14 protein-coding genes are annotated in these 17685 nt (G+C 59.3%); 8 read left to right on the top strand and 6 right to left on the bottom strand.

The window, feature by feature from the left end:
- Positions 1-167: 167 nt before the first annotated feature.
- Positions 168-1169 carry a hypothetical protein gene (locus tag OXI69_07330; GenBank protein MDE2665945.1) on the bottom strand — a complete coding sequence of 334 codons (1002 nt, stop codon included), beginning with the start codon at positions 1167-1169 and terminating at the stop codon, positions 168-170.
- 285 nt (positions 1170-1454) lie between these two features.
- Here OXI69_07330 and OXI69_07325 point away from each other — a divergent pair, with 285 nt between their 5' ends.
- The 4 genes from OXI69_07325 to OXI69_07310 all read left to right on the top strand — a co-directional run bounded on the left by OXI69_07325 (position 1455) and on the right by OXI69_07310 (position 5084).
- Entirely contained in the window at positions 1455-1823 is a 369-nt protein-coding gene (locus OXI69_07325) for a carboxymuconolactone decarboxylase family protein (GenBank protein MDE2665944.1), read from the top strand.
- A 169-nt stretch (positions 1824-1992) separates the two neighbouring features.
- A complete protein-coding gene (locus tag OXI69_07320; GenBank protein MDE2665943.1) occupies positions 1993-2700 on the top strand; it encodes a class I SAM-dependent methyltransferase in 708 nt (235 codons plus the stop codon).
- A gap of 101 nt (positions 2701-2801) precedes the next feature.
- Positions 2802-3752, top strand: coding sequence for an amidohydrolase family protein (locus OXI69_07315; protein MDE2665942.1), 951 nt, complete (start codon positions 2802-2804; stop codon positions 3750-3752).
- A 57-nt stretch (positions 3753-3809) separates the two neighbouring features.
- Positions 3810-5084: a Gfo/Idh/MocA family oxidoreductase gene (locus tag OXI69_07310; protein MDE2665941.1), complete on the top strand. Its 1275-nt coding sequence runs from the start codon at positions 3810-3812 to the stop codon at positions 5082-5084.
- Positions 5085-5117: 33 nt separating this feature from the next.
- On the opposite strand, the gene gyrA is transcribed toward OXI69_07310, so the two are convergent.
- The 5 genes from gyrA to dnaA all read right to left on the bottom strand — a co-directional run bounded on the left by gyrA (position 5118) and on the right by dnaA (position 13998).
- Positions 5118-7586 carry a DNA gyrase subunit A gene (gyrA, locus tag OXI69_07305; GenBank protein ID MDE2665940.1) on the bottom strand — a complete coding sequence of 823 codons (2469 nt, stop codon included), beginning with the start codon at positions 7584-7586 and terminating at the stop codon, positions 5118-5120.
- Between the two features lie 100 nt (positions 7587-7686).
- Positions 7687-10167, bottom strand: coding sequence for a DNA topoisomerase (ATP-hydrolyzing) subunit B (gyrB, locus tag OXI69_07300; GenBank protein ID MDE2665939.1), 2481 nt, complete (start codon positions 10165-10167; stop codon positions 7687-7689).
- A gap of 27 nt (positions 10168-10194) precedes the next feature.
- Entirely contained in the window at positions 10195-11331 is a 1137-nt protein-coding gene (recF, locus tag OXI69_07295) for a DNA replication and repair protein RecF (protein ID MDE2665938.1), read from the bottom strand.
- A gap of 23 nt (positions 11332-11354) precedes the next feature.
- Complete coding sequence (gene dnaN / locus OXI69_07290) at positions 11355-12467, bottom strand: DNA polymerase III subunit beta (protein MDE2665937.1); 1113 nt, start codon at positions 12465-12467, stop codon at positions 11355-11357.
- 211 nt (positions 12468-12678) lie between these two features.
- A complete protein-coding gene (gene dnaA, locus OXI69_07285; protein ID MDE2665936.1) occupies positions 12679-13998 on the bottom strand; it encodes a chromosomal replication initiator protein DnaA in 1320 nt (439 codons plus the stop codon).
- Positions 13999-14268: 270 nt separating this feature from the next.
- On the opposite strand from dnaA, the gene rpmH reads away from it, so the two are divergent.
- From rpmH to OXI69_07265, 4 genes are all read left to right on the top strand, one after another.
- Positions 14269-14403, top strand: a complete 135-nt coding sequence (rpmH, locus tag OXI69_07280; protein ID MDE2665935.1) for a 50S ribosomal protein L34 — start codon at positions 14269-14271, stop codon at positions 14401-14403.
- 358 nt (positions 14404-14761) lie between these two features.
- The gene (gene yidD, locus OXI69_07275; protein ID MDE2665934.1) at positions 14762-14980 is read left to right on the top strand and encodes a membrane protein insertion efficiency factor YidD; all 219 of its coding nucleotides are present in this window, start codon (positions 14762-14764) and stop codon (positions 14978-14980) included.
- An 11-nt stretch (positions 14981-14991) separates the two neighbouring features.
- Entirely contained in the window at positions 14992-16761 is a 1770-nt protein-coding gene (yidC, locus tag OXI69_07270; protein ID MDE2665933.1) for a membrane protein insertase YidC, read from the top strand.
- An 8-nt stretch (positions 16762-16769) separates the two neighbouring features.
- Positions 16770-17195 (top strand): hypothetical protein, encoded by a 426-nt coding sequence (locus OXI69_07265; GenBank protein MDE2665932.1) that lies wholly within the window; start codon positions 16770-16772, stop codon positions 17193-17195.
- Positions 17196-17685 lie beyond the last annotated feature (490 nt).

Here is a 17685-nt window from a genome sequence, read left to right as displayed (position 1 = left end):
GCGGTTTCTACGGTCGAGGGAGCCTGTGCGCGCTGAAGGGAAAAGGACAAGCCAAGGCATGCCCAGCGCCGTCTGTCATCCGCAAGCCCTTGACATGGAGCCAATCAAGGTGCTGAAGATAAAACTATTTTTGTCCTGCCTCCAGCGGCCTGGTGAGAAATGCGAGCCTAGTTCAACTCGGCCATGGCGGCCTTTCTGATGCGGTCGAGACCGTCCAGCGACCCCCCGGTGGCGGCCCTGAAGAGGGCCTCCAGGGCCTTTGTGGCCCGGGCGCCGTAGCTGCCACCGAGGCCCTCGGCCTGGGCCAGGAGCTTCATCGCCACCCGGTTCTCCTTCAGTTGCCATTGGCTCATTCCCATGTGGAAATAAGCCGCGGAATCTCTTGGCTTGAACCTCAAGCTGTTCCGGTAGTTGACCAGCGTCTGGCGCCATCGCTTTCGATTGTAGTGGTTCAGCCCAATGGTTGAATAGAGCTGGCCCTTGACCTGGTTCCAACTCTCCTCGGTAAAGCCGGGCGGCCGTTCGTCACCACTGTAGGCCGCCAGCATCTTCTGGGCGTAGCCGGCCGCGCGGCCGACACTCCTGCGCCGGGAGTAGTGATCGAAGAGCTTGATGTTGTAGGGGAAAGCCTCTCTGTCGCTTTTCCCCTCGGTCACCGTCCGGGCATAGGTCGCGAATTTGTTGCCGTCCTTCAGCTTGTCGTAGCAGTCGGCCAGGGCCGCGGCGATGCCCGGAGTGGGCTTCTTGGCGTAGAGCTGCTCCCCGTACCTGGCCGCCTTGGCGTAGTTCTTGGTGGCGTAAAAGGACTCCAGAGCGCCTCCCAGTCCTCTTTCGTCGCCCGGCTGCATTCGAAGCAACTGCTCCGCCGCCCGGCCCAGCGCGGCCATGTCCTTCTTCTGGTAGAGCTCCACCACCAACTGCTGCTGGGCGGCCAGGGCTTGTTTTTGCGCGTAGTCCTTGTACTGCGAGTCCGGGTGGGCCTGGATAAACGCCCGCAGCGCATCGGCCTTCGCTTTCCAACCGTTGGCCTTCAACGCCTTGTCCAGCACGGCATATTCCTTCCGGGCCTGGGCGTTCGGATCTGCCTGCCCCGGCGCCGCGATCAACGAATCGACGGTCAACCCCAAGCCCAGCAACAGTGCCAGAACCAAGGATGCGACTTTTGACATGATGTCCTCCCAACGACACTTCATCGGCCTTGCCCTTTCCTGGCCGGCCGACAAAGAGCATTCCTAACTGGTCTCATACAGGTAAGGGGCATTATCGGGATTTGCCCGTTGCCTGTCAATAGTCATGCAACTCGGCCGCAGGGGGGCGTGCCGGCCCCACCGGGAAATCTGCGCCTCGCGAGAGGCTTCCGAAAGGGCTTCGGAATCGACTGCTTCGATGCTATAAAATCCCTTGGACGCTGGGATCGGACCAAGGCACCCCAAACCCCACAAAGGAGTTGGCACTTGAACAGCAAGACTGACCGGACCTCGGAGGACGCCCCCACGCCTTCTCACCACAATGAGCCGGCTCGAAAGATCGAAAGCTACAGCATGCTGGCTCCGCGCATGAAAAGGATCTACTTCGAATTCTACTCGGAGACCTACAAGGAGTCCCGACTGGACCGCAAGACCAAGGAACTCATTGCGATTTCGGCATCCCTGACGGCCAAGTGTCAGGGCTGCCTCGAGGGCCACATCAAGAAGGCCCTCAAGCTGGGTGTTACCAAGGAAGAAATCAGCGAGACGATCGCCATTGCCATGGGTGTCAATGCCGCGGCAGTCGTGGATGTGACCGATATCGCGGCAGCCAACCTCAATCTGAAACACTACTAGGCGTCTTGCGGCGGTCCGTGCGGCAGCATTCCCGCGAGGACTTGTCCGGAACACAGTCCCTGCTATTATCGACAGGGCTAGCCAAAAACGGTCTTCTGGCCTGTTTGACAAACATGTTCTGCTTGGATTGGGAAGGCTGTCCCTGAAAAAACCAGTCTCTCGCCCTTCTATGGAACGCCCTCATCAACCCGACGGCAGTGGTTCCGCGGGTGGCCTCCGTCTTAGTGAGTCGGAGGCTACGGCCCAAGCCTTTTACGACCGTTGGATCGGCGGCACCGGCCTGCGATCCCGCCTGGGGCGGACGGTTTTCAGCCTGAGCGGGACGGTTTATTCCGGCCCCTTCATCCAGGCCGCCGCCCTCCGTCCCGAGGATCGGGTGATGGAAATCGGTTCGGGACTGGGAGAAATCCTGACCGCCAGCCAACGGCGGATCGGCGCGGAGCAGCCCTACTTCGGGATTGACCTCTCCTACCAGATGGTGCGCCGAGCCCGACGCGGCCTGGAGTCGCGGCGGCCCTCCCTCCATTTCCTGGTCGCCAGCGCCCTGCAGATGCCCTTCCGCCGGCAATGTTTCGACGTGGTCCTGCTTTCCCACGTGGTGAAGTACCTCACCGACCCCCAGCTACGCCAGGTACTGGCCCAGGTCAAAGCATTGCTGCGGCCGGGAGGGAGGCTCGTTCTCTGGGAGTTCAGGCCCTATGCCTGGGGTCCGATCAATCGCATCATCCTGCGCGGGAGCGGATCGCACAAGCTCCGGAGCGCCGCCGAACTGGTGGCCCTGCTTCAGGAACAGGGATTCCGCAACCTGCAGCCCTTCAGGGTTCACACTCCCTGGCCTCCGTTCCGCAACCTGGCCTATCGGGCACAGGCCGGCTGAAGCCGCCTTCCGGTTGCACCGTTTCCCGTGCCCGTCCTCCCACCCGGAGCAGCCTGCTTTGGTGATTGTTTTCCTGTTTCTGAGACAGGACACCCGTTATCATGGCCCTCATGGAAGCTCTGTGTGATGCTCATCTCCATTTTTTCACCCGGGAAGTGCTGTGTTTTTACGCACGGCAGTCCGCCGAGTTCCGCGCACTCCAGGACCCCGCCACCCGGGTAGCGGAACGCTTGGGCATCTCTCTACCGCCCCGGGAGCCGCAAGACCTAGCCGCGTTGTGGGCGGAGCAGCTGGACCGTCACCAGGTCTCCCGCGCCTTGCTTTTCGGAAGCGTTCCGGGCGAGCAGCAGGCCGTGTCCCGGGCGGTTGCCGCTTTCCCGCACAAGTTCGCCGGCTTCCAGATGCTGAACCCGCTGGACCCGGAGGCTGGCAGGGCCACCGCCGAGGTTGCAGCCAAAGGACTCCGCGGACTGCTGCTCTTTCCAGCACTGCACCGGTTTTTCCCGGACGACCCGGCCTGCCTGGAGACCTGCCGCCTGGCCGGAAAGTATGGGCTGATCGTCTTCGTCCACGTCGGACCGCTGCGAATCGTCATCCAGGAGAAACTCGGGAGCGGCGGCGCCATCCAGCCGAGCTATGGAGACGCCCGGCGTTTGGGCAACGCCCTGCGAGCCTTCCCGGAGGTCCCCTTTATCGTTCCCCACTTCGGGTGCGGCCGCCTGGCAGCCCTGCTGGAAGCGGCCCGGGAAACCCGCAACCTCTACCTGGACACCTCCAGCTCCAACTCCTGGATGCAGCAGGGACCGGAGCCCACCGATCTGGAGACCGTGTTCGGCACCATGCTGGAGGAGAACGCCTTCGGGCCCGAACGCCTGCTGTTTGGAAGCGACTCTACCGTGTTTCCCCGGGGATGGAGAAAAGACATCTTGCTGGCTCAGCGGGCGGCGCTGGATCGATTGGGGGTCTCGTCCCGCGAGAGACGGCTCATTTTTTCCGGCAACCTGGAACGCCTGCTGCGGCCTTCCGGCGCCGCCACCCGGCCGACGGCTTGAATCGCCGGAACAGCGGCCGGCCAACCATATAGGGATCAGCCAAGAAGGGAGATCATCATGAAGGACCCAGGAGTGGATCGCCGCGGTTTTCTCAGACGGCTGGGGATGGGCGCCGCCCTGGCCCCGGCCTGGAACGCCCGCAGCTACCTGGCCGTCCCGGGGGCCAATGAGCGCCTTCTGGTCGGGGTCATCGGTTGCGGCGGCATGGGCAACTCCCACATGAGAGCCCTGCTGGGCATGCAGGACAGCGCCAACATCAAAGTGGCGGCAGTTTGCGACGTCTTCCGCAAACGCCTGGATGCCGCCGCCGCCCTGACGGGTGGCACCGCCTACTCCGACTACCGGACCCTATTGTCCCAAAAGGAGCTGGACTACGTCTTGATTGCCACGCCCGAGCACTGGCACCACCGTATGACTCTGGACGCCCTGGATGCCGGCAAGCACATCTATCTGGAGAAGCCCATGACCCAAACCATCCGGCAGGCCAAGGAGGTGGTGCGACGGGTCCGGCGCTCCAAGCTGAAACTGCAGGTGGGGGTGCAGGGCATGTCGGACGAATCCTACGAGGTTGCCGGCCGCTATATCCGTGAGGGGGTCCTGGGGAAACTGGTCCTGGCTCAGATCGACTACTCTCGAAACTACACCGACGACTTCTGGGCCTACGACATCGACCCGGACGCCAATCCACGGACCAACCTGGACTGGAAGGCATGGCTGGGTCCGGCGCCCAAGCGCCCCTGGGATCCGCGCCGTTTCTTCCAGTGGAGACGCTACTGGGACTATTCCGGCGGTGTCGCAACCGACCTCTTTGTCCACCGCGTGACCCGAATCATCAAGGCCGCCGGGTTGACTTTCCCGGATCGGGTGGTTGCCAGCGGCGGGACCTGGCAGTTCACCCAAAGCGTCGCCCAGATCCCGGACACCTTCAACATGCTCTGCGACTACCCCGGAGGCCCCACGGTAGCCCTGATCTCCTCCATGGCCAATAATTTCAAGGTGGCCCACGTGATCCGCGGCCACAAGGCCACCCTCCGCTTTACCCGGGACGGCTTCGTGATCACTCCTCAATCGGTCAGCCTGGAAGACCGGGTTCAGCCGGGAGAGTTGAGGGCTCAGGAGACCTGGTCCAAGGTCTACCGAAGGACGGGAGGCGAGGACATCCGGCTGCATCATCAGAATCTGCAGAATGCCATTCGCCTGGGGGAGCAGTTGAAGTGCGACGTCATGCTGGGCTACTACGGCACCGTGGTCACGGCTATGGGGGTACAGTCCTTCCGGCGGAGGAAGTACCTGAAGTGGAATCGAAGGAAAGAACGGGTGGAAACCGCTTGATGGTCGGTTGGATGCGGGTGGGCGGCGGATCGGTCAATGTACGACGGTGGATTGACCATCCAGCAATTGCTCCGACTGGTGGGTGATCAGGCAGGCCGCCGCCACCTGATCGCCTTCGCCGAGATCCATCAACAGCACACCCTGGGTGCTTCTGCCCACGGCTCTGATGGCTGCGGCTTTCAGGCGGATCAGTTTCCCCTGGGTGGTGATGAGGATGATTCCCGAGCTCTTGTTCACCTTCATGATCGCCATCACCTTCCCGTTGCGATCGGTGGTCTTCATGTTGATGACGCCCTGGCCGCCTCGCGACTGTTGGCGATAGGCACCGATCGGAGTGCGCTTGCCGTAGCCGTTCTCGGTGACCGACAGGATCAAGCCTTCATCCCCGCCCACCGTCATGCCGACCAGGTAATCGCTGCGGGCCAATTTGATGCCCCTGACACCGCGTGCCGGCCGACCCATGTGTCTGACATCCGACTCGCTGAAGCGGATGCACTTGCCCTTGTGGGTTCCCAGGAAAATCTGATCCTCTCCCGAGGTCAATTCCGCGCCGATCAGCTCATCTCCCTCGTCCAGGGAGATCGCATGGATTCCCCTGGCCATCGGGCGACTGAACTTATCCAGCCGGGTCTTCTTCACCGTTCCCCGCCGAGTGGCGAACATCACGTACTGGTCCTGGGCAAACTCCGTGACCGGCAGCATGGCAGCTACCTTCTCACCGCGCGAGAAATTGACCAGGTTGACGATGGCCTTGCCCTTGCCACTGCTGCCCACATCCGGGATCTCGTAGACCTTGAGCCAATAGATCTTCCCCTGATTGGTGAAGATGAGCAGATAGCTGTGGGTGGAAGCCACAAAAAGGGTCTCGACAAAATCCTGGTCCCGGGTGCGCATCCCGATACGCCCCTTGCCGCCGCGATGTTGCATGCGATAGATGCTGATGGGGGTTCGCTTCAGATACCCCGTATGGGTCACGGTGACCACCACGTCCTCGACGGCGATCAAGTCCTCCAGCGTAATCTCGGCGGCCTCGTCCACGATGGCCGTGCGACGCTCGTCCCCGTACTGCTTGCGGACCGCCTTGAGTTCCTGCACCAGTAGCTTCTTCAGGGCGACGTCGCTGGAAAGGATCTCCCGGAGCTCGGCGATTTGCCTGGATAGCTCGGCATACTCCTGATCCAGCTTCTCGCGCTCCAGGCCGGTGAGGGCCCGCAACTGCATATCCAGGATATGGCGCGCCTGGACGGCGGAGAGCGCGAATTCCGCCATCAGGCGGTCCCGGGCTTCCTGGGGAGACCTGGACCGGCGGATGATCCGGATCACGCGGTCGATATGGTCCAGCGCCTTGAAGAGGCCCTCCAGGATGTGGGCCCTTTCTTCAGCCTTTTTCAACAGGAAGCGGCTACGGCGCCGAATAACCTCGCTGCGGTGATTCACAAAGCTCCGCAGGGCATCCACCAGGGTCAGGACTCGCGGTTGGCCGTCGGCGATCGCCAGCATGATCACGCCGAAGCTGCTTTGCATGGGCGTGAGCTTGTAGAGATTGTTCAAGATGACTTCCGGCTGTTCGCCGCGCCGCAGCTCCACCACGATGCGCATGCCGTCGCGGTCCGATTCGTCGCGCAGGTCCGAGATGCCGTCGATTCTCTTGGTCTGGACCAGATCCGCAATCTTTTCGATCAGCTTGGCCTTGTTGACCTGAAACGGGATTTCGGTGATCACGATCATGGGACGATCGCCACGGGCCTGTGTCTCGATGGCGGCCTTGGCCCGGATGACGATCGAGCCCCGCCCCGTGGCGTAGGCCTTGGCGATTCCTTCCCTACCGTAGATCACCCCCCCGGTGGGGAAGTCCGGCCCCGGCACGATCTTCGCCAGTTCCTCCAGCGTGGCGTCGGGCTTCTCCACCAGGCGAATCACCGCGTTGATCACCTCGGTCAGGTTGTGCGGGGGAATATTGGTGGCCATCCCCACCGCGATGCCGGCCGAACCATTCACAAGCAGGTTGGGAATCCGGGTAGGCAGACAGGCGGGCTCGAGCTGGCTCTCATCGTAGTTGGGAACGAAATCCACCGTGTCCATTTCGATGTCGGCCAGAATCTCCCGGGAAATGCTGGCCAGGCGGGCCTCGGTGTAGCGCATGGCCGCTGGAGGGTCTCCGTCCACCGATCCGAAGTTCCCCTGGCCGTCCACCAGCGGGTAGCGCATGGCGAAGTGCTGAGCCATCCGCACCTGGGCGTCATAGATGGCATTATCTCCATGAGGGTGAAAGTTGCCCATGACCTCCCCGACGATCTTGGCGCACTTGCGGTAGGGCTTGTTGGGCGTCAGTCCCATCTCCCGCATCCCGTGCAGGATCCTGCGATGGACCGGCTTGAGCCCATCCCGAACGTCGGGCAGCGCACGGCCGATGATCACGCTCATGGAATAGTCCAGGTAGGAGCGCCTCATCTCCTCTTCGATGTTGATCGGTACTTGATTGCGGGGTATCGAGCTTTCCATGAGGTTGTCGGGTTGACTCTGCCCGGTTGGGAGGGGACGCCGGAATGGCGTCAATTTGATCTAGTCGGCCCTTCGCCGACAGTCTGGCGAGGCATGCGGACTACACATCCAGGTTCTTCACCTCCAGGGCGTTGTCTTCGATAAACCGGCGGCGCGGTTCGACGGCATCTCCCATGAGAATGGTGAAGACTTCATCGGTTACCACCGCGTCTTCAATCCGCACCTGCAGCAGCGAGCGTGCTTCCGGATCCATGGTGGTTTCCCAGAGTTGCTCCGGATTCATCTCGCCCAGTCCCTTGTATCGCTGAATCTGAAATCCCTTTTTCCCCAGTGCAATCACTGTGTCCAGGAGTTCGTCTCGACTGGCCAGTTCCACCACGGAATCGTTCTTGCCGTCGATCGCGAAGGGAGGCTGATCCAAGTCGCCGAAGCCGCGCTTGAGGCTCACGGCACTCCTGAATTCGGGCAGGGTCACAAACTGGAGGTCGACCACCCTGCCAGAGGCGCCGTTGCCGGTTCTGGCCGGGATGACCAGCTTGAAGAGGCTGTGTTCCGGGTCACGAACGACCTCGGGGTGATACCCCAGACCCCGGATCGGCTCCAGCAAACCGGTGAGAAAGGCCTCATCCCTGAGCTGCCTCCTGTTGTGAAGGCCGCCGTGCAGCAGCACCTCGACCAGGGCTCGATCTCCCAGACGCTTTTCGAGCTTGGCGAAGAACTTCCGATAGTCCACCAGCTTCTCCAAGAACGAGTTCAACCGGCGGGACTGAAGAATTTGTCCGCTCTTGCCGGCCCGGACGACCAGGTCTTCGGTGGCGTTGCGCATGAGCTCCCTGGTCATGGACTTTTCGTCCCGGACGTACCATTCCTTTCGCCCCTTCTTGACCTTGAACAGAGGCGGCTGGGCAATAAAGACATGTCCTCTCTCGATCAACCCCACCATTTGACGGAAGAAGAAGGTCAGCAACAGCGTACGGATGTGGGAGCCGTCCACATCGGCGTCGGTCATGATGATGATCTTGTGGTAGCGAAGCTTGGCGGCGTCAAAGTCGTCGGCACCTATTCCGGTGCCTAGCGCAGTAACCATCGCCCGGATCTCGTCATGTCCCAGCATCTTGTCATAGCGGGCTTTTTCGACGTTGAGGATCTTCCCCTTCAGCGGCAGAATCGCCTGGAACTTCCGATCCCGGCCCTGCTTGGCCGAACCGCCGGCGGAATCGCCCTCCACCACAAAGATCTCGCAATGAGCCGGGTCCTTCTCCTGGCAATCGGCCAGCTTCCCGGGCAGGGATGCGGAATCCAGGGCACCCTTGCGCCGGGTCAGCTCTCGGGCCTTGCGGGCGGCCTCGCGAGCGCGCGCCGCCTCCACGGCCTTGAGGATGATCTTCCGTGCCACCGCGGGTGTTTTTTCCAGGAAGTCCCCCAGGTGCTCGTTGATGAAGGCTTCCACCAACCCCTTGATGTCGCTGTTGAGCTTTCCCTTCGTCTGTCCCTCGAACTGCGGCTGAGGCAATTTGACGCTGATGACGGCAGACAGGCCTTCTCTGACGTCATCACCGCTGAGGTTTTCCTTGAGGTCCCGGAAGAGGCCCGTAGCCTGACCGTAGCTGTTAATGGAACGGGTAAGCGCCGACCGGAAACCCGAGAGGTGGGTGCCTCCGTCGACGGTGTTGATGTTGTTGGCGAAGGAAAAGACATTCTCAGCGTAGCCGTCGTTATACTGAATGGCCACTTCCAATCGAATCAACTCCCCGCTGGATGTCTGCCGCTCGGCCTCGAAGTGAATCGGCGGGCGATGCAACACCGTCCTGTTTCGGTTCAGGTGCTTGACGAATTCGGAAATCCCACCGGCGTATTTGAACTGGTGGGTCTTGTCGCTTCGTTCGTCTGTTACGGTGATCACCACGCCCTTGTTCAGAAAGGAGAGTTCACGCAGGCGCTGAGACAAGGTGTCGAAGTGAAAGTCCAGCGTGTCGAAGATGGTGGAATCGGGCCTGAAGGTGATCTTGGTGCCGCGGCGATCGGTCCTCCCGGTTTCCTGCAGGGGGGCGAGCGGCCGCCCGCGGCGGTAGGACTGCTGGTAGACTCTGGAGTCTCTCCAGATCTCCAGTTCCAATTCCTCGGCCAGGGCATTCACGCAGGAGACCCCCACTCCGTGCAGGCCTCCGGAGACCTTGTAGCTGTTGTCGTCGAACTTGCCGCCGGAGTGCAAGGTCGTCATTACCACTTCGGCCGCCGACTTCTTCTCCCCCTCGTGGTAGTCGACCGGAATGCCCCGACCGTTATCCACCACCGTGATGGAGTTGTCCACGTGAATGGTCACATCCACCCGATCGCAGAACCCCGCCAGCACTTCGTCGATGGAGTTGTCCACCACCTCGTAAGCCAGGTGGTGCAACCCTTCCTCGCGAGTCGAACCGATGTACATGGCCGGACGTTTTCGAACGGCCTCCAGCCCCTCTAGCACCTTGATGCTGGAAGCATCGTAGTCGAGTTCTCCGCCGTTCGACTTCCTGCGCCCGGTCAGGCCGGCCGCCCTGCTGGGCTCAGGCTTCGGATTCGCTTCGCCAAGGTCACTCATCGATCGTGCCTTTTTCCCGGGAAGGGTTTAGTGGACAGGGGTCGTTTCCGCAAAACGCCCCGACTCGACGTGGAACACTTTCGATCCCCTGTCCCCAGTGAACTCAACTGATCTGCCTCGTATGAAATCCGGCTTGTTGGTAGTGATGAACAACTGCGCCTTGGCCCCAAGGACCTGCAGGAGCCGGTCTATCCTCTGTTCATCCAACTCGGCATCCAGGTCGTCCATAAGAAACAGTGGATACTCCCCACGCAGGTCAAAGTGGACCTCCATCTGGGCAAGCTGGTATGCGATTAAGGAACTCCTCTGCTGCCCTGCCGACCCGAAGCGTTGCATGCACCTGCCATCCACATCCATGGAAATGCGGTCTCGGTGAGGCCCGATCAGGGCCCTGCGAGCTCGAAATTCGCTTTCGCGTCCCGAGGTCAGCATTGCCGTCAATTGTTCTTGGATCTCTGCCAGGCTGGCGCCGGCATCCACCTCGGACGAGGCAACGTAGTGCAGCGTCAGGTTTTCTGGGGTGAAGCGGTTGTTGCGGAGGAGTAATTTGCTCCGGATCTTCTCGATATATCCGTGTCGTGACTGGATGATTCTTGCTCCCAGGGCCGCTATCTGCAGGTTCCAACTCTCCAACAAATCACGGCTGCGGTTATTATAGCCGGAAGGGCCTTCCCGCAGTAGAGAATTCTTCTGTCTGATAACTCGCCCGTAGTCCAAAACCCTTTTCAGATGAGTTGGTTGAAGAGGATAGAGGCCTCGATCGAGCAAGCGGCGTCGGCTGGCATCGCCAGACTTGAACTGCTCTACCTGGGCGGTGGAAAAAACGACGACGCTCAGGCGGCCGACATACTCCAGGAGATCCACCCGAGACCGGTTGACGCAATACCTGCGCGAAAGCGGTTTTTGCTCGACAGAAAGCCAGTAGTCGCTGTCCCGACTTCTAACCTCGCCCCCCAGGTAGGACTGCCCGGATTCCCACTGAATCAGGTCGCTGGATTGGTGAGTCCGGAAAGACCGACTCAAAGCCAGGACATGGATGGCTTCCAAAAGATTGGTCTTGCCATGGCCGTTGCTCCCAAGGATCCAGTTGGCTCCCTTGGAGAAACCGAGGCGGCATTCCGTGAAGTTCCGAAAAAACCTGACTGACAACTGAGAGAGAATCATTCCGACCCGGCGGTAAACACGGGTTAGACCCTCATTGGCATGACCACATAACGATAGCGATAGTCCTCCGCGCTGGCGGGACGGAGTTGTCCCGCGCTTTCATCATCCTTGAAATCGAAGCTTACGGAGGAATCCTCGGTAGCTGCGAGAAAATCCAGAAGGTACTGGCAGTTGAATCCGATGTCGATCTTTCCGGCGGAATAATCGGTATCCAGCTCATCCCTGGCTTCTCCGAGTTCGGAGTTGCTCGATCGAATCTCCAGCTTGTTGTTGTCCAATACAATTTGGACCGTGTGAGATTTGTTGTCAGCCAATAGCGACACCCTCCTGATGGCAGTGGCCAATTCCTCACGGTCCAACACGACGCTCCGATGGTTCTCTTTGGGAAGCACCGCCTCATAATTGGGGAATTGTCCCGTCACCATTCGGGACACCAGCAAACGCTTGCCCATTTGAAAGAACAGGTGGGTCTCGTCCTGGCCAAAGCTCACCGTATCCTTTTCGCCCGCTTCCGACAGCAGCCGTTGCAACTCCGCCAGGGCTTTCTTCGGTATCAAGGCACTGATTTCGGTGGATAAGTTCTCAAATTTGGCCGGCCTCTCCACGTGTGCCAATCGGTGACCGTCCGTCGCAACCATGGTCAGGCTCAAGGGCTTGACCAGAAGGAGCGCTCCGTTGAGAGCAAACCGGACTTCTTCCTCAGCTACCGAAAAGATAGTCTTGTTGATCAGACCGAGCAAGTCCCTGGCGGAAATCTCCACCAAAGCCGTCTCAAACGCAGGTAGTGTAGGAAAATTGTCGGTCGGCAGTCCTACCAGCTTGAATGAGGCCGAAGAACACTCGATCCGCAACCAGTTGTTTTCCAGCTTCTTGATCCGGACTTCCTCATCGGGAAGGGACCGAAGGATATCCAGGAAATTCTTGGCTGGCGTGGTGACGGCGCCGGGTTCTTCAACCTTTGCCACACAAGAACTCTTGATTCCCAGATCCAGGTTGGTAGCTGCAAGGTTTATTTCGCCCGAACCGGCATCCAGCAGCAGATTGGCCAGAATGGGAATCGTCGTCTTTTTCTCGACAGCTCCCTGGGTCAATCCGACCTCTTGCAGAATGTCAAATTTTCTAACTGTAAATTCCATGAGATTTAGTTTCAGTAATAACTATTCGTAGTGTTGGTAACGCTGTTGAAAACGAGGAAAAGTCCCCGATGTCATGCCTTTTCAACGACAAACCCTGTGCAAAAACCTAAGGAGAACCGCGTGGAAAACGTGCGGAAAAAAGAACTGCCGAAGAAATCCACACAATTTCCACAGGGTTCTTCCCGGTGCTCCTTGTGGAAAACGCGCTGACTCATTCCAATGACTCCAGAAACATGTCGATCAGGTTGTTGAAATCTTTTTCGTTGGAACGCTTGGTCTCCACCTTCCTGATGGAGTGCATGACGGTCGTGTGGTGCTTGCCGCCGAAGGCCCGACCGACCTCGGGCAGGGAGGCGGAGGTCAGGTTTCTGCAGAGGTACATCCCGATCTGTCGCGGTTGGGTGATGGCTTTCGAGTTGCTCCTTGCCTTCAGAGCTGAAACCTTGACACTGAAGTAGTCGGCGACGACCTTTTGAATGCGCTCGATGGAGACGTTTCTCTCTCGGGTCTTCAGCGTATTCTTCAGGACCCGCTGAGCCATTCCAAGAGAGATGGGCTCTCCGGTCAGGGAACAGAAGGCGATCAACCGGTTCAGGGATCCCTCCAGTTCCCTGATGTTCGACTCAATCTTGCTGGCAATGAAAAAGGCCACGTTGTCGGGGAGTTCACAATTTTCAAACTCGGCCTTTTTTTTCAAGATCGCGACCTTGGTTTCCAGATCGGGCATTTGAATGTCGGCAATCAAACCCCACTCAAGGCGCGACGTCAGGCGGTTCTGAATATCGGGAATCTCTTTTGGGAGAAGGTCGCTGGAGAGGACAATCTGCTTTTGGGCATCGTAAAGGGTGTTGAACGTATGGAAGAATTCCTGCTGAGTCGCCTGCTTACCGGAGATGAAATGAATGTCGTCGACGAGAAGCACGTCGACGTTCCTGTATTTTTCCCGCAAAGCCAAGGTCTTATCGTAGCGAATGGCGTTGACCACCTCGTTGGTGAATTTTTCCGATGATACGTAGCTCAAACGAGCTGCTTTGGAGATGGACCGGACCTTGTGACCAACAGCCTGCATCAGATGGGTCTTTCCCAGGCCCGCACCGCCGTAGATGAACAGCGGGTTATAGATCCGGCTCGGAGCCTCGGCGACGGCCAGGGCGGCGGCATGGGCGAACTGGTTGCAGGAGGCGACCACAAACCGATCGAAGGTGTACTTGGGATTCAGCAGGTTCTCATCGGCGGTGAAGTCGAGTTCCCGTTGGTACGGAATATTTTTCTGAGCGGGCTCGGGGTGGTCGGCGATCTTGGCGTGGAAGCGAATTTTGAGGTCTTCAAAGTGTGACTCGCGAACCGCGTCGTCGAGGATTTCGGAGAAGTGCTCCACGATCCAGCTTTCGAACGTCAGGTTGGGGACGGTCACGTGGAGGGTGTTGTCAGCCTGCAAACTCTGGAACTGGGTGGGCTTGAACCAGGTCGTGTAGGTCTGTCTGTTGAGTTTGTTTTCGACGCACTTCAAGATCTGTTGCCAAGCATTCATAGGGAGAGGGCTTGCCGCTTCTTGCCAGAGCTTCAGGGAGAGAGTGTTTTCGTAAAATGTAATAGAAAAGGGTTTAAACAGGCAAATAAAGATTAAAAAAGAGGATGTTGAAAACCCGTAAACGATACCATAGCAGGGGGCAGAGGTTCAACTCAAAAGGATCCCTTGGGGGTGCGCGGTTCCTGCCGGTTGGATTGACAGTCCAAAAAGGCCTGTGCTATAAGAACTGGCCTTGGACAGGAGCACCAGAGACGATCCTTCGGGGTGCCTATGAGGCCGACTTTTCGTCCCAACAATCGCAAGCGCGCCAAGACCCACGGCTTCAGGGCTCGAATGAGGACCAGGTCGGGGCGGCTTATCATCAAACGCCGTCGTGCCAAGGGCCGCAAGCGTTTGACCCCCTGATCTCGTAGGGCTTTGGACTGCAGTTTTCCAAAATCGAGTCGCCTGTTGACCGCTGAACAATACCGGCGGGTTTATGCCGGCGGTAAGGCGCTGCGCGGCCGGCAGATTCAACTGTTCTATTTGAGGAACGGCATTCGACGTCCCCGCTTTGGCGTCTCGGTCGGCCGCAAGCTGGGTAAAGCGGTCAGGAGGAACCTGCTAAGGCGTCGTATCAGAGAGGCGATACGACTCAATGGGGCCCGCTTGGCCGAATGTGGTGTGGATGTGGTCGTACATCCGAGGCCTGCGGCAGCATCGGTGGGATCTCGATTGATCTTTTCTGAAGTGCATCGTCTTCTGGGACATTTGACGAGGACCCTTGGAACTCCTCAAGAGAGGCGTACTCAGCATCATTTGCTGTTACAAGCAGTTTGTTTCGCCGCTTCTACCTCCAGCTTGCCGGTTCTGGCCATCCTGCTCGGAATATTCCTATCAAGCCATCAGTAGATATGGTCTCTTGAGAGGGACACTCCTCGCTATGAGGCGAATCGCGCGGTGCCATCCGCTTCACCGAGGCGGCTACGACCCGCTTGAATAGTCGGATCGCCGATGAACAGAGACTTTCTCTTAGCTATTGCTCTTTCCTTCCTCGTTCTGCTGGCGTCCCGCTACTTTCTGGAGCCCCACTTCCAACCCGAACCCTCTGGGCCAACCGCGGATGCGGATGTAGAGCCGGCAAGTCCTGCGCCGGAACCCGAGCCGGCACCGGCGGCGGCCATTCCCCGGATGCCCCGGGAAAGGTCGGAACCGGGCGTTTCCAGGACCCGGAAAGCCGTCAAGGAGCAGGTGTACTCGGTGGAAACCGATTTGTACAAGCTGTCAATTTCCAACCGGGGAGCTGTAGTGAAGGAGTGGGTGCTGAAGCGCTACCTTGACGCCAATGGCGACCCCTTGAATCTGATCGACACGTCCGATTCACCGCAGGCCGTATTTCCAATGGCCTTGATGGTCGATAATGCGCCCGAGGTCTCGGCCCTTCTCCCAACCGCGCTATTTTCCAGCCAATCCCCGATGACGGTCGATCTGAGCGGCGGCGGAGCCACATCGGGACGTCTCCGTTTCCAGTATGCGGAGGGCGGTGTGGAGGTGGTGAAGACCCTGGCGTTTCGGTCGGGCTCTTACGAGCTGGAGGTGAATTGCGAGGTCTCCATCGACGGCCGTCCGGTGGATTATGTTCTGCTCTGGCAGGGGGGCTTCGGGGACGCCACCCTGGAAAACACCTGGGCCAAGCGCCAGTTGTTCTATCGGGGCCAGGAGGCGATCGAACGGCTGGATGCCGGGGATCTGGAAAGCAAGCAGGAGATGGAAGGCCGATTCAGGTTCCTGGGAGTGGAAGATCACTACTTTGCGGCCGTGTTTCTGCCGGTGGTCCCGAGCGGCCTCCACCGGATCCAGCTGGCACTGGACACGGGCCCTTCGGCCGAGGATGCCGAAGCGACTTCCCTTAGGGCGGGCGTGTACAGCGCGGCGTCTGACGGGCGTTTCAAACTGTTCGTGGGTCCCAAGGACACCGAGGTGTTGCCCGAAGAGTTGCGGGAGCTGATCGACTACGGGTGGTTTGCTTTTCTGTGCAAACCCTTGTTCGTCGGGCTGATGTGGATTCACGGCGCGGTGGGGAACTATGGAGTGTCCATAATCCTGCTGACGATCGTCATCAATGCGGCGCTGTTTCCGTTGCGTTACAAGTCGGTCACCGCGTCCCAGAAGATGCAGAAAGTCCAACCCAAGATAAAGGCCATCCAGGAGAAGTACAAGAAGCTCAAACCCACCGATCCCAAGCGCCAGCAGATGAACAGCGAAGTCATGGCGCTCTACAAGGAGCACGGCGTGAATCCGTTGGGAGGGTGCCTGCCCCTTTTGCTGCAAATGCCGTTTCTCTTCGCTTTCTACAATCTGTTGAACGTGGCCATCGAATTGCGGCAGGCGCCCTTCTTCGCCTGGATCCAGGACTTGTCGGCTCCGGATCCGACCTACATCCTGCCGGTGCTCATGGTCGGCTCCATGATGTTGACTCAAAAGTTGACTCCGATGCCGTCGGCGGACCCGTTGCAGGCCAAGATGATGCTCTTCATGCCTTTGATCTTCGGCTTCATGATGGCCACTCAGTCCAGTGGCCTGGTGCTGTACTGGTTTACCAGCAATATCGTCAATATATTTCAGCAGTTGGGCATGAATCGCTTTGGTCCTGGAGCGGCAGCGAAGCAGGAGGCAGGGAGCGGCGGGGGAGGCAAGAACGCGGGCAAGGGGGATCAAGCCAAGCCCGAGACCAAAGCGGTGGCCCGCAGGTCCAAGAGAAGAAAAGCGCGGTCGGCGCGGTGAGCGAACCAATGAATCTGAAGGAATTCCTGAATCTTTTTGTTCGGTCGGCCGGCCTGAAGTTGTCCTTCCAGGTGGTGGAACGAGAAAACCAGGTAGAGGTGGACTTCACGGGAGAGGACCGAGGGATCCTGCTGGCTCGTTCGGCAGCAGTCCTGCAGGCCCTGGAGTCCCTGTGCAATCGCATGTTTGAACGAAGCGGGTGTCGAATTGTCCTGGATTCCGAGGGGTATCGTTCGGTGCGGACCGAGGAACTGCAGCTCATGGCGGTTACCGCTGCCGAGCAGGTGAAGCGGCTGGGCGCACCCTTTCCGTTGGATCCCATGTCCCCGGAGGAACGACGCATCGTCCACCTGGCCGTGGCCGAAGACGAAGCCATCCGCACGGAAAGCGAGGGGTACGGCGAATACAGAAAGGTCGTCATCCATCCCAGATGATCGGCAGACCCGCGCCCTTCCAGCCGCTTGGTCGGCGGCAACCCGCAGCCTCCCCAACAGTCCATGGCGGCGCCAAAAGAGAACCGGCCCACCGATATAAGTTCAATTAAGTCAACATATTACGGGTGGACCGGCCCAAAGGTGCGGATCGGCCTCGGCTCCCGCCAAGGGCAGGGCCCGCTGGCCCCAAGAATCGGATAAGCGGTCCCCCGACGACGGGACGGATCATAGAGAGTGAAACAGGAGTGCTTCAGAAGAGTGGATAGTTGTCAGCGGAAGGCTTCGGGAACGGTCAGGCTCCTGATGAATCGTCTGCACTTATTGTGAGGACTGCGCCAAGGCCGACAAGATGCTTTGCGTGGCGATCAAGTAGCTCTTCACTCTTCACTTTTCACCTGGGCCCGCCGCCGTCCCTTACGACGGGGCGGCTAGTAAGGGGCGAAACAGGGGCGTTCCAGACAAGTACCACCCCTGCCCTGCCGGGCAGATC

Source organism: Acidobacteriota bacterium, assembly GCA_028875575.1.
Taxonomy (GTDB): Bacteria; Acidobacteriota; Terriglobia; order Versatilivoradales; family Versatilivoraceae; genus Versatilivorator.
The sequence above is the reverse complement of the archived record's forward strand: the minus strand, read 5'-3'. Positions and strand labels throughout refer to the sequence as shown.

Bases quoted from the DNA above. Each gene is read 5' to 3' on its own strand.
- OXI69_07330 (MDE2665945.1), bottom strand. From the start codon at position 1,169: ATGTCAAAAGTCGCATCCTTGGTTCTGGCACTGTTGCTGGGCTTGGGG.
- OXI69_07320 (MDE2665943.1), top strand. From the start codon at position 1,993: ATGGAACGCCCTCATCAACCCGACGGCAGTGGTTCCGCGGGTGGCCTC.
- OXI69_07315 (MDE2665942.1), top strand. From the start codon at position 2,802: ATGGCCCTCATGGAAGCTCTGTGTGATGCTCATCTCCATTTTTTCACC.
- OXI69_07310 (MDE2665941.1), top strand. From the start codon at position 3,810: ATGAAGGACCCAGGAGTGGATCGCCGCGGTTTTCTCAGACGGCTGGGG.
- gyrA (MDE2665940.1), bottom strand. From the start codon at position 7,586: ATGGAAAGCTCGATACCCCGCAATCAAGTACCGATCAACATCGAAGAG.
- gyrB (MDE2665939.1), bottom strand. From the start codon at position 10,167: ATGAGTGACCTTGGCGAAGCGAATCCGAAGCCTGAGCCCAGCAGGGCG.
- recF (MDE2665938.1), bottom strand. From the start codon at position 11,331: ATGATTCTCTCTCAGTTGTCAGTCAGGTTTTTTCGGAACTTCACGGAA.
- dnaN (MDE2665937.1), bottom strand. From the start codon at position 12,467: ATGGAATTTACAGTTAGAAAATTTGACATTCTGCAAGAGGTCGGATTG.
- dnaA (MDE2665936.1), bottom strand. From the start codon at position 13,998: ATGAATGCTTGGCAACAGATCTTGAAGTGCGTCGAAAACAAACTCAAC.
- rpmH (MDE2665935.1), top strand. From the start codon at position 14,269: ATGAGGCCGACTTTTCGTCCCAACAATCGCAAGCGCGCCAAGACCCAC.
- yidC (MDE2665933.1), top strand. From the start codon at position 14,992: ATGAACAGAGACTTTCTCTTAGCTATTGCTCTTTCCTTCCTCGTTCTG.
- OXI69_07265 (MDE2665932.1), top strand. From the start codon at position 16,770: ATGAATCTGAAGGAATTCCTGAATCTTTTTGTTCGGTCGGCCGGCCTG.